Raw genomic sequence first — 13,063 nt, 5'->3', positions numbered from 1 at the left:
GCCGCTCGCCGCCATGCTCGCCCTCCTCTCCGCAGCGCTCCTTCTGGGCGGGAATGCCCTGCTCGACGCCGGCTGGGGGTCGGCGCTGCGCTCGATCGCAGACCGCGTGCTGCCCAACCCTGAGATCGCCATGTGGGCGCCCGCGGCTGCGCGCAGGGCTCTGGACCGCTGAGCGCGGCGCTAGTACAATTCCGACGAGAGTTTCAGGAGGTCAACATGGCGAGGATACTGGCAGTGGATGATGAACGGGCGATCCTCGATGCGCTCGCGCGCGTCCTCGGCCGCGACGGCCATGAGGTCGTCAGGGCGGCGGACCCGACGGCGGTCCCGGGGATGGACCTCTCGCGCTTCGACCTCGTGCTCTGCGACGTCATGATGCCGGGGCTTGACGGCTTCGAGCTCGTGCGGCAGATACGCCCGGACTTCGACGGCCCCATCGTCTTCCTGACCGCGCGCGTGGCTGAGGAGGATGCCGTGGCCGCCTACGGCCTGGGCGCCGACGACTACGTCCGCAAGCCCTTCGGGGCCGCGGAACTGCGCGCCAAGGTCGCGGCCCATCTACGCCGTGAGCGCCGGCCGCGCTCGCACGCCCTCTCCTTCGGGGAGGTGCGGATCGACCTCGGGGCGCGCGGCCTCGCCGTGGGCGGCGAGGCCGTGCCGCTCACGCCCACCGAGTACGCCATCTGCGAGTACCTCGCCCGCCACCCCGGGCAGGTCATGAGCCGCGCGCAGATACGCGAGGCGGTGCTCGGCTGGGAGAGCGACGCCGACGACGCGGCCATATCCATGCAGGTCAGCCGCGCCCGGAGGAAACTCTCCGAGGCCGGCGCCGATCCGATCGCGACCGTCTGGGGGATGGGGTACAAGTGGCAGCTCTGAAGATCGGAGCGCGAGGTCGCGGGGGCATGCCGCTCTCCTTCGTCATCGCGCGCTACTTCGCCTACGCGTTCGCGGCGGTCGCCACGGCGTGGCTCGCCTCGTTCATGGTGCTCTCCGTGGCGATCAGCGCGGGCTTCGTCTACGAGGCAAGCTGGGGGCCGGCCAATGCGCGCGAGGTCGCGGAGGGCCTGGCACGCGACGGCGTCTGCGGGCAGCAGGACGTGCCGACGGCCTACCGCTACCTCATCCTGAACAAGGACGGATACGTGCTGATGACAGACCTCGAGGGCACGCGGCTCGAGGATGCGACGGAAATGGCCAGTACGGCACTCGCCGCGGATCCGGGCACAGTGGAGATCGAGGGCGGGGGCTCGGGCTTCACCTACGCTGCGTTCCCGCTCAAGGGCGGCGGGGCCTGCGCACTCGTCAGCGAGTACCTGCCGCAGTGGGTCTCGCGCGATCTCGCCAGCCTGCTTCCCAACCCGCAGAACCTCATGCTCGTCGGCGCCGCTGTGGGAAGCGCGCTCGCGCTCGCGCTCGTGGCGCGTCGTGCGAGCCGCGTGATCTCGCGCAAGATGGCGCCGCTCGCGGAGGCGGCGGGGCGCGTCGGCGCGGGAGAGCTCGACTTCGCGGTCGGCAGCACCAATGTGCGCGAGGTGAACGACGTCCTCGCCGCGATGGACGCCATGCGGGCCTCCCTCGCCGAGTCGCTCGAGGCCCGCTGGGCCGCGGAGCGGGGGCAGCGCGAGCAGATGACGTCGATCGCCCACGACCTCAAGACGCCGCTTACTGTGCTGCGCGCCAACGCCGACTTCGTGGCGGAGGAGCTGGAAGACGAGAAAGACGCCGACCTCGCGGCCGCCGCGAGCGACATAGCCGGCAGTGTCGAAAGGCTCGACGACTACGTGCGCCTGCTCATCGAGGCCTCGCGCGGGTCCGGCGGGGCGGAGAGGGCCCCCATGCGGCCGGCCGAGCTCTGCGAACAGGTCCTCGCCGAGGCCGCCCAGATCGCCCGGGCGCGAGGCGTGACGCTCAACGCGGCCACGGGCCCCGCTGTCGCGGGCGCGCCCGAGGCCCTACTCGACCGAACCGCCCTGGCGCGAGCCGCCGCGAACCTCGTGGCCAACGCCGCCGAGCACGCGCGCTCGCGCGTGGCGGTCTCCTGCGACGTCGCGGGCGGACACCTCGTCATCGAGGTGGCCGACGACGGACCGGGCTTTTCTCCCGCCGCCCTCGAACGCGGCTGCGAGCGCCTCTTCACAGACGACTCGTCCCGCTCCTCGCGCGACGGAGGCCGCCACTACGGGCTCGGCCTCCACGTCGCCTCCGAGGCCGCGAGCGCCCACGGGGGCTCCGTCTTGCTCGCCAACAGCCCCTCGGGCGGCGCGGTGGTCACCATCGCGGTCCCCCTGTGCGGGATCTGACGATTTCCTCGATGTCTACCTCGACTGCGATATGTCGCTCGCCGAGGCCGCGACGAGATGGTGTTGCGTCTGCCCCATTTGGTGCTTCTAGCTCAAATTTGATCTGATGTAAGGCCCGTGCAATCCTGCATGGGCCTTTCTTTTGGCAATTGCTCGACCGATTCGTGGCTTCAAACACAAATTATCGAGTTAAGGAGACATGGGGTCACACAGCGGCTCTCAGAGCGCCCACCGCACTCCCCCGCCATTACCCTGCGGCGTCCTCGTATAGAGCCCATCCCGCTTGGCGTTTCGTTGCAACGGCCCACTTGTCCACCGATCAAGTGAACTACTGGAATAAATACAGCGACATGCTTGTCCGTTATAGTCGCTATATCTGTGTTAATCGCCGCGATAAATACAGCCTGTACTCGGCTGCATACCAGCTACGCGTATGTAGATTCATATCGCGTTAATAAATCGGCTCAAGCGCGTGCAAAACGCGCAAGTAGCCGCAAAAGGCGATTATCGCGTAGGTAGATTTTTGGCACCCTGTTGCTTACTGAAAATTAAGCAATTGCTTAAAACAAAAAAGGTCAGGCACTAAATGCCTGACCTGCAAACTTCTGGTCGGGACGACTGGATTCGAACCAGCGACCCCTTGACCCCCAGTCAAGTGCGCTACCAAGCTGCGCCACGTCCCGAAGCTTTTGTTTGTTGCTCTGCTTTCGCTCGCAACAGGGAGTATATTAACCCGAAACTTTGTCCTTGTGCAAGAACTTTTTTACAAATTTTGAAGCAAGTCCAAAATTGTATCTGCGAGCTGGGGCTTTGTTAGTACGGGTAGTTCTTGCGTACCCGCTATGCTCACGATCCAAGCCTTGTTGGTGTCGGTTCCAAAGCCCGAATCGGCGCGTGAGACATCGTTGGCGATAATGGCATCGCAGCCTTTGCGGGTCAATTTGCGCTCGGCGTACTCGACGACGTTATCAGTCTCGGCTGCAAAGCCGATTACGAGGCGATCGCCCTTTTGGCGTGAAAGTTCGGCCAAGATGTCAACGGTCTCGACGAGCTCGATTCGATCCAGGCGATCGTTGGCCTTTTTGAGCTTATGGTCCGCTGGGGCCGCCGGCGTGTAGTCGGCGACGGCGGCGGCGCAAATGGCCGCGTCGGCCGTCTGGAAGGCGCTCAGCGCTGCCTTGAGCATTTCTGAGGCGGTCTGTACGTGCACGCACTCCACACCGCGGGGAACGTCGAGCGATGTCGGTCCCAGCACGAGCGTGACGGCGGCACCGCGACGTGCGGCCTCCCCCGCCAGGGCGATACCCATCTTGCCCGAAGAACGGTTGCCAATGAATCGCACCGGGTCGATCGGCTCGTGCGTGGGGCCGGCGGTGATGACGATGCGCTTGCCCGTCAGGTCTTGCGGCACGGGGTTGAGCACCTCACAGACAGCCTCGACGATGTCCTCGGGCTCGCTCATGCGCCCCGTGTCCACGTCGCCGCAGGCAAGGTAGCCGCTGCCGGGTCCCACCACATGGACACCGTGCTCGCGCAGCGTGGCCATGTTGGCCTGCGTTGCCGGCGCCTTCCACATGCCGTTGTTCATAGCGGGTGCGATCACGATGGGTCGCGGCGTTGCCAGCAGCGTGGTGGAGATGAGGTCATCGGCGATGCCGTTGGCCATCTTGGCGATAATATTGGCCGTCGCGGGCGCCACGACCACCAGATCGGGCTCCTGCGCCAGCGAAATGTGGTGGATGGGGTCGGAAGGATCGTCGAATAGCCCAACCGCGACCGGCTCGTTGGTGAGCGCGCGGAAGGTAAGCGGCCCCACAAACTCCGTGGCATGCTCGCTCATAACGACTTTGACACGTGCGCCGCGCTTTTGCAGCAGGCGCACGATATTGCACGACTTATAGGCGGCGATCCCGCCGGTAATGCCCAGCAGGATCGTTTTTCCCTCAAGTTGCATTGAATTGTTGGGTGCCGCCGTCATCGTTAAGCTTCCTTGCTAGGGAGCACGAGCAGGCGGTGGCAGTACGGGCAGTGCGTAATCTCACTGCCGTCGTGGTTGAGGTCGCTCATGGACGATGCCTGCAGCGCGGTGTGGCAGACCGTGGGGATGTTGCCCTGGATGGTCTCGACGGCCAAGCCGCGGAACTGCTTGAGCAGACGCTCGTAGTCGGTGAGCACGTCGGCCGGCAGCGTGGCGGCCAGCGCGGTGCGCTCCTTAGTGGCGGCTTCGATCTGAGCCTGCAGGTCGGCAGCCTTGGCGCGGGCGGCCTTGGTATCGGCCTTCACGCCCTCTTCGAACTTGGCGATGATTGCCTGCGCGCGGGTCTCGCGGTCGAGCGCCTCTTTGTGGGCGACAACGACGTCCTTGCGGGTGTGCTCAATCTTGTCCAGACGCTTGGCCAGGGTGGCGAGCTCGTTCTCCAGGTCCTGAACCTCGCGATAGTCAGAGCCGTCAACGTGGCGCTTCTTGGCGGCCTCGATGGCGTTATTGGTCTTGATCTCGGTGGTGTTGAGATCGTCGAGCTCAATATCCAGGTCCTTGCGTTGGGCGTAGAGCCTGGTCATTTCGGCTTTGAGCTTAACGTAGGTCTTGCGCTTGGAAGCGAGCTCCTTGAGCTCCGGCATATTGGCAAGTTCGCTCTTGTTGCGGGCGAGCTCCAAATCGATCTGTTGCAGCTTGAGTAGCGTAGCGCCGGCGCTCATAAGTTCTCTCCTTTTGTCACAGTCCACCATTGGCAAGGGTTCAGTATTTTAATCGCATGACGGGGGTCGGCCCCGGCGTCAACTGCAGAGTTCATCAATATATCAACGAACGGCTCCTCGGAGCGGTCGTGGCCGAGCAAGATCACCGGCAGCCCGCGCAAGGCAAGGTCTTGCGCCACGTGGTAGCCCGCCTCGCCCGTCACGATGACATTCGCACCGGCGGCGATGGCAAGCACGCCAAAGTCACCCAGCGAACCGCCCAAAATTGCGATGGTTCGGCACGGGTGATCGGCCTCGCCCCACACGCGCGGGTCGCTGCCAAACGCCGCTGCGGCGCGTGCGGCAAGGTTGCGCAGGCTGCAGGGGTCGTGGAGGGTCGCGAGCACGCCCAGTCCGCAGGCCTCGGGGTCGTCCACGTGCTCCAACGAGCTTGCGGGCGCGGCGTCCAAAAGCCTACTTAGGCAGATACGTGCCTCGTGCGAGCGGTCCAGGTTGGTGTGGAGCGAGATAATGCTCACGCCGCAACGGGCTGCCTCGTAGAGCGCCGCGCTGCATTGGGGGCGCGTCGCACCGGGCGGGCAAAACGCCTCGGGCGCCTTGATATAGACGGGATGATGCGTTAGCAGCACGTTGGCGCCGGCCTCCTGGGCGCGGTGCACATTGGCTTCGGTCGCATCGAGTGCGCAGGCAACACCGGTAATCTCCGCGGCAGGGTCGCCGACGGAGAGTCCTACATGGTCCCAACTCTCGGCATTGGTCTTGGGATAGCGTGCCAGTAGCGCGCGCTCGAGCTCGGCGACGATCATGCGGCACCTGCGATCGAGAGCAGCGTCTGGGCAAACTCGTCCAGATCGTCCGGATTCACGCGGTCGTCAAAGGAAATGCGCAGTGCACCTAGTGCCTGCTCGCGACCAATGCCCATGGCGCTGAGCACATGGCTCGGGTCCATGCTGCCGCTCGAGCACGCCGAGCCGGCCGAAACCTCAAAGCCGGCGGCATCGAGCTTGACGATGAGCTCCTCGGAGTCCATGCCATCAACGTAGATCGACACCATGCCCGGCAGGCGATCGGCCTGTGCGTAGTCGCCCATGGTGGCATGAATACGCGGATGAGCCGTAAGCGTGGCGTAGAGCTTGTCGGAAAGGGCTTGCAGCTTCGCGCGCTCCTGAGCCACATGGGGCGTCAGAGACGAGGCGGCAGCGGCAAAGGCGAGCTGCGTTCGCAGGTCTTGCGTGCCGGCACGACGACCGGCCTCCTGTCCGCCGCCAAAGATGCGCGGGCGCAGCGGCGTGCGGCTCTTAAGGTAGAGTGCGCCAGATGCCACGGGACCGCCAATCTTGTGGGCTGCGACGGACATGGCGTCGACGCCCAGCTCGGTGACATCGAGCGGAATGTGCAGATACCCCTGGATGGCATCGGTGTGGAACGGGGCGCCAACGGTATGCGTGGCCGCGGCAAGCTCGCGGATGGGCTGCACCACGCCGGTCTCGTTGTTGGCAACCATGATGCTCACGAGCGCCACGTCGTCGCCTAGCAGCTCGACAAGCGTGGCAGGCTCAATGTAGCCCATGCGGCAGGGCTGCACCAGGTCGACGGTAAAGCCGGCGGCACGCAGCAATGGCAGGTTGTCCAGAATTGAATCGTGCTCGATGGCAGATACGATCACGCGGTTGCGTTTACGGTCGCGTTGACGGGCGCCCTCGGCAAGACCGAGCAGCGCCAGCTGGTTTGCCTCGGTGCCGCCGTTGGTCAGTACAATCTCGGACGGGCGGACGCGCGCGCCAAAGCTGCGGGCGATCTCGCGACGTGCAACCTCCAGACGCGCGGCAGCCTTGCGGCCGAGCGAATGCAGCGAGTTGGGGTTGACGCCGGCAAGCTCGCTGTCGTCGTACTCGCGCTGCGCAAGGAGCGCCTCGGCGCGCATGGGCGTCGAGGCGGCATAGTCAAGATTCACGGGTATGCGGTTTTGACCTGCGGTCATAAGGGTTTATGCCTCCTGTGCGGCCTCGTTGCCCAGCTTCTGCAGCAGCGCAACCTCGGCAGCGGGATCTTCGGACTTAAATACGGCAGAACCGGCCACGAGCACGTTGGCGCCGGCCTTGACGACCTCGACAATGTTCTTGGAAGAAATGCCACCGTCGACCTCGATGAGGGGCGAAACGCCGTGACGCTCGCACATGGCCCTGAGCTCGTGGAGCTTAGCGATGGTGCCCGGGATAAAGCTCTGACCGCCAAAGCCCGGGTTCACGCTCATGAGCAGCACCATATCGACGACGTCGATGATGCTCTCGAGCACGCACACAGGGGTGGCGGGGTTGAGCACCACGCCGGCCTTAACGCCGCGCTGCTGCAGATGGGTGAGCGTGCGGTGCAGGTGCGTGGAGGCCTCGTAGTGTACGGTGATCATATCGGCACCGGCGTCGGCGTACCAATCGACCGTCTCGTCGGGGTTCGACACCATCAGGTGCGCATCGACCGGGACGTTGGTGGAACGCTTGACGGCCTTGAGGATGTCAACGCCAAAGGTGAGGTTGCCGGTAAAGTGACCGTCCATAACGTCGAAGTGCACGTAGTCGGCGCCGGCGATCTTGTCGAGTTCGCCCTTGAGGTTGGCCATGTCGGCCGAAAGGACGGACGGAGCGATTTTGATGGAACCCATGGTAGAAGCCTTTCTGCGCTAGTCGGTGAGTCCGTAGAACTCTTGAGAAGGGACGCGATCAGTAAGAATCTCGAGCGCCCTATCCAAAGTAACACCGTTGTAGAGCGTTTGCTCCACGGCAAAGGTGAGCGGAATGTCTACGCCCAGTGAACGGGCGAGCTCGCTGACGCTGCGGGCCGCGACGGCGCCCTCGACCACCATATGCGTACGTGCCTGGTACTCGTCGAGCGACACGCCGTGGGCAAACTCGTAGCCAAAGGTGCGGTTGCGCGAATGCTCGGAGGTGCAGGTGGCAATGAGGTCGCCCATGCCGGCAAGCCCCATGCAGGTCATAGCTTGACCGCCTCGGGCGTGCACCAGACGGCTGATCTCGGCCAGGCCGCGCGTCATGATAAGGGCAAGCGTGTTGTCGCCCGCACCAGAACCGGCGGAAATGCCGCACACGATGGCGATGACGTTTTTCATGGCGCCGCAAACCTCGACGCCGGTCATGTCCTGCGACAGGTAGATGCGGAAGGCCGTGGATAGGAGCAGGTCCTTAAAGGTCTCCCCTACCTGCGGATCTTTGCTGGCGATGACGGCGGCAGAAAGCCCGCCGCGGCAGATCTCCTCGGCATGGTTGGGGCCCGAGAGCGCCGCGACACGCGACTCGTTGCCGATCTCACTGGCGATGACCTCGCTCATAAGCAGGCCGGATTCGGGCTCAATACCCTTGGTGAGGCAGAGCACCGGGGTATCGGCGGCGATGAAGGGTGCTGCCCGATGGCACACGTCGCGCAAGTGCGTGGAGGGCACGGCAAAGATGATGGCGTCGGCGGCGTCGAGCGCTTGCGCCAGGTCCGTCGTGGCGACGACGTTGCCGGGCAGCTCGTAGTCCACCAGATACCGGGGGTTGCAGTGCTCGCCATTGATGCCGGTGGCCGTCTGCTCACTATGGGCCCACATGGTCACGCGCTCGGCTCGCGCGGCGGCAAGGCCGGCGACGGCGGTTCCCCAGGAGCCGGAACCAATCAGCGCAACATTCATGACTCTCTCCTACTTATCGTCGGGCTCGGTGACGCGCTTGGTAAACGAGAGCTTGGACTCCTTACCGCACGTGAGCTTTTTGATATTCGCGCGATGGGCCCACACCACGGTGATGCCGATCATCGCCATGCAAAACTTAAGGCCCAGGCTGCTGTACGGAAAGACCGCGCAGGCGGCGATGGGAAGGCCGATGGCCGCGGCAAGCGAGCCCACCGACACAAACTTGGTGATGGCAACGGCCACGATAAACATGCCCAGCAGCGATAGTCCGATGGGCCAGTACCAGGCGAGGATGACACCCAAGCCCACGGCGATACCCTTGCCGCCATGGAAGTTGAGGTAGGGCGAGAAGATATGGCCCCACACCGCTGCCAGGCAAATGACGCCGAGCATCCAATCGCCGGGGGCTCCGGGCGCCATGATGCTTACGGGGAAGCCATAGCCCAAGTCGGCAATGAGCGGACGCGCGATAAGGACGCAGATGGCGCCCTTAAGGCAGTCGAGCAACAACGTGAGCGCGGCCACCTTAGGGCCGGCCACGCGCAGCGCATTGGTTGTGCCGATGTTGCCGGAGCCCGCCTTGCGAATGTCCGTGTGGTTGAACACACGGCCCAAGATCAGGCCAAACGGAATCGCCCCGATGAAGAACGAGACCACGGCGCAGATGGCGGTCAGCAGAATCGGATTATGCATCCTTCTGTTCCTTCTTCCTAAAGAAGAGTCGAATGGGCGTGCCGGCAAAATCGAAGGTCGAGCGCATGCGGTTCTCCACGTAGCGCTGGTAGGTGTCGTTGACCAGGTCGCTGTGGTTGACGAAGAACGTGAACGTCGGCGGGTTGACGCCCGTCTGGGTCACGTAGTGCATGCGCAGGCGACGCTTGCCGTCTACCACGGTGTGGCCAAACTCGCGCAGGTCGGTGAGGAACGTATTGAGGCGCGAAGTGCTGATCTTTTGCGAGCGCGTCTTTTCGGCGGCGTCGACCATCGCCCAGATCTTCTCGACGCTGCGGCCGGTCAGGGCCGAGATGCGCAGATACTGGGCCCAGGGAGCCATGACGCCCAGACGGCGGTCGATGGTCTCCATGCAGGCCTCGCGCTTACGGTCGTCGTCGAGCAGGTCCCACTTGTTGAGCAGCACCACGATGGCGCAGCCGCGCTCGATGGCAAGACCCATGACCTTCTGGTCCTGTTCGGTAACGCCCACGGAGGCGTCGACGACGAGCAGCGCCACGTCGGCGCGGTCGATGGCGCGCAGGCCGCGGAACATCGAGTAGTACTCGATGTTCTCGTACACGGTGCTCTTCTTGCGGATGCCCGCGGTGTCGACCATGCGGTAGTGCTTGCCGTTGCGCTCCACGACGGTGTCGATGGCGTCGCGCGTCGTGCCGGCAATGTTGGACACGATAGAGCGGTCGGCGCCCAGGATGCGGTTGAACAGCGAGGACTTACCGGCGTTGGGGCGGCCGATGATGGCCACGTTCAGCGCATCGGGGAACTCATCGGCGACCTCGTCCTCCTCCTCGGGCAACAGGGCCACGATGTCGTCGAGCAGGTCGCCCGTGCCGTGGCCATGCAGGGCCGAGAGCGGCGTGGGCTCGCCGATGCCGAGCGAATAGAACTCCCAGATACTGTCGTTCTCGCGATCGGGGTTGTCGAGCTTGTTCACCAGCAGAAAGACCGGCTTGTCGCAGCGCTTGAGCATGCGGGCGACCGACTCGTCCTCCTCGGTGACACCGGTGCGGCCGTCGACCACAAACAGGATGACGGCGGCTTCCTCGGCGGCGGCGAGCGCCTGGTCGCGGATGGACGTTGCAAAGACGTCATCGCTCTTGAGCGGCTCGATGCCGCCCGTGTCGACGATGGTGAACTCGCGGCCGTTCCAATCGGCCGTGTGATACGAGCGGTCGCGCGTGACGCCGCGGGACTCGTGGACGATGGCGTCCGAGGTCTGGGCCAGGCGGTTAACGAGCGTGGACTTGCCCACGTTGGGGCGTCCGACGACGGCGACGATAGGTTTCATCTGCTCTCCTTTAATGGGTAGGGTCAGTGGAAATGTTAGAGTCCGCGGACACAATGCCAAGGATATGCTCCAGGGTATCGAGCAACTCATGCGGCATGGTCGACACCACATGAACCTCGGCACCGCGACTGGTAAGGCTTGCGAGTAAATCGTCACGATGATACTCGTCAAGCGTCATGCCGTCAGCGTTGAACATGAGCTTAGGCACAAAGAGCATAACCCCCGACAGATCTTGGGGCAGCTGCTCCAGAATGTCACACGCGACGATGAGGCCGGTCACGTCCACGTTGCCGCCAAAGTAGCGGTTCTTGATGGCCGTGACAGTGCCGGCGAGTCCCTGGGGCGACTCCACAAAGCGGGCCACCGTGTCGCGTGCGCTGGCACCCGAGAGGCACAGCAGGTGCTGGCTGCGGGCGGCGATGGCCTCGCGGACGCGGGCCAGACGCTCGGCGTCGGCAGCAAGCACGTCGTCGGTCTCGTCCAGATACGAGCGGATCATGCCAATGCCGTCGTAGTACTGCGGGTAACCGTCGTAAAAGTCCGCCTCGGGAGGATCGATGCCGGCGTCCAGATAGAACTCGTCGCTCATCTGGAAGGTGTGGCGGCCAAAGCGCTCGTAGGCTCGATCCTGGTAAGGACGGATCATGGCAATGGTCTCGCGCGCTAGCTCGGGCTCGTCGCTGTAGGACCAGCTAAAACGGTTTTGATGCTTGGTAAAACCGAGCGGCACAATGCCCAGACTTGTGATTTGCTCGTGCTCCTCGCAAAAGCGCAGAGTCTTTTCCAGCTCCTCGCCGTCGTTCATGCCGGGGCACAGCACAATCTGCGCATGAATCTCAATGCCGGCGGCCATGATGGCTTCGAGTACGTCCATGCCGCGCTGGGCGTTGCGGCCCATCATGCGGCGGCGGACGTCGGGGCTTACGGCATGGACCGACACGTTCATGGGGCTCATGTTGCGTTGGATGACGTTTTGAACATCTTTGTCGGTGAGGTTCGTGAGCGTGACAAAGTTGCCCTGTAAAAAGCTTAGGCGATAGTCGTCGTCGCGAATGTAGAGCGTGGAACGGCCGCCCTTGGGCAGCATGGTCATAAAGCAGAACACGCAGGCGTTCACGCAGGTGCGCATGCCATCGAAGATGGGGCCATCGAACTCAAGGCCCCAGTCCTCGCCGGGAAAACGATCGAGCTCAACGGGGGTGACGGTGCCGTCGCGCGGATCGAATACCTCCAGCTCAACGGTGTCGTCGTCGGCTTCCCAAAGCCATACGATCATGTCGGTGAGCTGCTCGCCGTTGACCGTGAGCACGCGCATGCCCGGCTCGATACCCACATCCCACGCGGGCGATTCGGGACGCACGTTCTTTACGAGCGCGCCTTCACCCGGCTCGGGGTCGCGGCTGCGCCCGTAATCGGCCACCTCGGCGGCGTATGCGGGTACGGTCTGGTCCATGATTAGCGGCAAAGCTCCTTGATGCGCGCGACGGCGCGTTCGATGTGTTCTTGCGGGGTGGAGGCTCCGGCGGTGATGCCGATGTGGTGAGCGTCGGTAAACCACGCGGCCTGGAGCTCGGAAGCTTCCTCGATGTGATACGTGCGCTCGCAGGCGTCTGCGCAAATCTGCGCCAGGCGGCGGGTGTTGCCCGAGTTCTTGCCGCCCACCACGACCATGCAGTCGCAGCGGTTGGCAAGCGTGGCTGCCGCCTGTTGTCGCTCGCTCGTGGCGGCGCAGATGGTGTTGATCACACGAAGCTCTTGTACGCGCGGGGTGATAGCGGCCACGACCTCGGCGAGGTTCTGCGCGGTCTGGGTGGTCTGTACAACCAGGCCCACCTTGCCCTTGAGCGACAAGGCGGTGGCGTCGGCAGCACAGCTCACGACCTGCGCGTCATTGCCGGCGTGGCCCAGAATACCCTCGACCTCGGGGTGACCCGGCTCGCCTACGACCACCACGCGGTAGCCCTCGCGCACCAGGCGCTCGGCGGCCACATGAACCTTCTTCACGTAGGGGCAGGTGGCGTCGACGACGTTAAGGTCGCGCTTGCGGGCAGCATCGATCACCTGCGGCACTACGCCGTGTGCGCGGATGATAACGGTGCCTGATGCGGCGTCGTCCAAGGTGTCGGCCAAGCCAACGCCCGCCTCAGCGAGCTCGCGTACCACGATGGGGTTATGGATGAGCGGACCCAGGGTGTGGACCTGAGTGCTCTCCCCTGCCTGGGGCGCGGCGGCAAGCGCCATGTCGAGCGCGCGCTGTACGCCGTAGCAGGTGCCGGCGTGAGCTGCAATCTCGATGGTGGGCGCGCCGTCCTGGTCGGACGCAGTCGCGGCGGTGTTCGTCACGTTCTCGCTCAT

Annotated in this window: 13 protein-coding genes and 1 tRNA gene; 3 read left to right on the top strand and 11 right to left on the bottom strand. The window is 64.2% G+C overall.

The genetic code is table 11. The features are described from left to right. The first annotated feature begins 13 nt into the window (after positions 1–13). The 3 genes from DW003_RS09930 to DW003_RS05000 are packed head-to-tail and all read left to right on the top strand — an operon-like array spanning position 14 to position 2,303. The gene (locus DW003_RS09930; RefSeq protein ID WP_158573185.1) at positions 14–172 is read left to right on the top strand and encodes a hypothetical protein; all 159 of its coding nucleotides are present in this window, start codon (positions 14–16) and stop codon (positions 170–172) included. Between the two features lie 44 nt (positions 173–216). Then, positions 217–879: a response regulator transcription factor gene (locus DW003_RS05005; protein WP_117770652.1), complete on the top strand. Its 663-nt coding sequence runs from the start codon at positions 217–219 to the stop codon at positions 877–879. Next, complete coding sequence (locus DW003_RS05000) at positions 867–2,303, top strand: sensor histidine kinase KdpD (RefSeq protein ID WP_118387906.1); 1,437 nt, start codon at positions 867–869, stop codon at positions 2,301–2,303. Before DW003_RS05005 ends, DW003_RS05000 begins: the two co-directional genes overlap by 13 nt. 606 nt (positions 2,304–2,909) lie before the next feature. On the opposite strand, the gene DW003_RS04995 is transcribed toward DW003_RS05000, so the two are convergent. The 11 genes from DW003_RS04995 to DW003_RS04945 form a co-directional block, all read right to left on the bottom strand. Then, positions 2,910–2,986: transfer RNA gene (locus DW003_RS04995), tRNA-Pro, on the bottom strand. Positions 2,987–3,066: 80 nt separating this feature from the next. Further along, positions 3,067–4,281, bottom strand: a complete 1,215-nt coding sequence (gene coaBC, locus DW003_RS04990; RefSeq protein ID WP_233545516.1) for a bifunctional phosphopantothenoylcysteine decarboxylase/phosphopantothenate--cysteine ligase CoaBC — start codon at positions 4,279–4,281, stop codon at positions 3,067–3,069. Between the two features lie 2 nt (positions 4,282–4,283). Continuing rightward, entirely contained in the window at positions 4,284–5,003 is a 720-nt protein-coding gene (locus tag DW003_RS04985) for a zinc ribbon domain-containing protein (protein WP_118387904.1), read from the bottom strand. After that, on the bottom strand, positions 5,000–5,809 hold the full coding sequence (locus DW003_RS04980) for a Nif3-like dinuclear metal center hexameric protein (protein WP_118387902.1): 810 nt from the start codon (positions 5,807–5,809) through the stop codon (positions 5,000–5,002). Before DW003_RS04980 ends, DW003_RS04985 begins: the two co-directional genes overlap by 4 nt. Continuing rightward, positions 5,806–6,984 (bottom strand): cysteine desulfurase family protein, encoded by a 1,179-nt coding sequence (locus tag DW003_RS04975; RefSeq protein WP_118387900.1) that lies wholly within the window; start codon positions 6,982–6,984, stop codon positions 5,806–5,808. Before DW003_RS04975 ends, DW003_RS04980 begins: the two co-directional genes overlap by 4 nt. 6 nt (positions 6,985–6,990) lie before the next feature. Then, on the bottom strand, positions 6,991–7,662 hold the full coding sequence (gene rpe / locus DW003_RS04970; RefSeq protein WP_117583169.1) for a ribulose-phosphate 3-epimerase: 672 nt from the start codon (positions 7,660–7,662) through the stop codon (positions 6,991–6,993). A gap of 18 nt (positions 7,663–7,680) precedes the next feature. Then, positions 7,681–8,688 (bottom strand): NAD(P)H-dependent glycerol-3-phosphate dehydrogenase, encoded by a 1,008-nt coding sequence (locus tag DW003_RS04965; protein ID WP_118387898.1) that lies wholly within the window; start codon positions 8,686–8,688, stop codon positions 7,681–7,683. A 9-nt stretch (positions 8,689–8,697) separates the two neighbouring features. Further along, positions 8,698–9,381, bottom strand: a complete 684-nt coding sequence (plsY, locus tag DW003_RS04960) for a glycerol-3-phosphate 1-O-acyltransferase PlsY (RefSeq protein WP_118387896.1) — start codon at positions 9,379–9,381, stop codon at positions 8,698–8,700. Beyond that, positions 9,374–10,708 carry a ribosome biogenesis GTPase Der gene (gene der / locus DW003_RS04955; RefSeq protein ID WP_118387894.1) on the bottom strand — a complete coding sequence of 445 codons (1,335 nt, stop codon included), beginning with the start codon at positions 10,706–10,708 and terminating at the stop codon, positions 9,374–9,376. The genes plsY and der overlap by 8 nt, the downstream gene beginning before the upstream one ends. 10 nt (positions 10,709–10,718) lie before the next feature. Continuing rightward, entirely contained in the window at positions 10,719–12,161 is a 1,443-nt protein-coding gene (locus DW003_RS04950) for a DUF512 domain-containing protein (RefSeq protein ID WP_118387892.1), read from the bottom strand. Between the two features lie 2 nt (positions 12,162–12,163). Beyond that, the gene (locus DW003_RS04945; protein ID WP_118387890.1) at positions 12,164–13,063 is read right to left on the bottom strand and encodes a 4-hydroxy-3-methylbut-2-enyl diphosphate reductase; all 900 of its coding nucleotides are present in this window, start codon (positions 13,061–13,063) and stop codon (positions 12,164–12,166) included.

The sequence above is a fragment of the Collinsella sp. AF36-3AT genome, assembly GCF_003475205.1.
In the GTDB taxonomy this organism is placed as follows: Bacteria; Actinomycetota; Coriobacteriia; order Coriobacteriales; family Coriobacteriaceae; genus Collinsella; species Collinsella aerofaciens_AF.
The sequence above is the reverse complement of the archived record's forward strand: the minus strand, read 5'-3'. Positions and strand labels throughout refer to the sequence as shown.

Bases quoted from the DNA above. Each gene is read 5' to 3' on its own strand.
- DW003_RS09930 (WP_158573185.1), top strand. From the start codon at position 14: ATGCTCGCCCTCCTCTCCGCAGCGCTCCTTCTGGGCGGGAATGCCCTG.
- DW003_RS05005 (WP_117770652.1), top strand. From the start codon at position 217: ATGGCGAGGATACTGGCAGTGGATGATGAACGGGCGATCCTCGATGCG.
- coaBC (WP_233545516.1), bottom strand. From the start codon at position 4,281: ATGACGGCGGCACCCAACAATTCAATGCAACTTGAGGGAAAAACGATC.
- DW003_RS04985 (WP_118387904.1), bottom strand. From the start codon at position 5,003: ATGAGCGCCGGCGCTACGCTACTCAAGCTGCAACAGATCGATTTGGAG.
- DW003_RS04980 (WP_118387902.1), bottom strand. From the start codon at position 5,809: ATGATCGTCGCCGAGCTCGAGCGCGCGCTACTGGCACGCTATCCCAAG.
- DW003_RS04975 (WP_118387900.1), bottom strand. From the start codon at position 6,984: ATGACCGCAGGTCAAAACCGCATACCCGTGAATCTTGACTATGCCGCC.
- rpe (WP_117583169.1), bottom strand. From the start codon at position 7,662: ATGGGTTCCATCAAAATCGCTCCGTCCGTCCTTTCGGCCGACATGGCC.
- DW003_RS04965 (WP_118387898.1), bottom strand. From the start codon at position 8,688: ATGAATGTTGCGCTGATTGGTTCCGGCTCCTGGGGAACCGCCGTCGCC.
- plsY (WP_118387896.1), bottom strand. From the start codon at position 9,381: ATGCATAATCCGATTCTGCTGACCGCCATCTGCGCCGTGGTCTCGTTC.
- der (WP_118387894.1), bottom strand. From the start codon at position 10,708: ATGAAACCTATCGTCGCCGTCGTCGGACGCCCCAACGTGGGCAAGTCC.
- DW003_RS04950 (WP_118387892.1), bottom strand. From the start codon at position 12,161: ATGGACCAGACCGTACCCGCATACGCCGCCGAGGTGGCCGATTACGGG.
- DW003_RS04945 (WP_118387890.1), bottom strand. From the start codon at position 13,063: ATGAGCGAGAACGTGACGAACACCGCCGCGACTGCGTCCGACCAGGAC.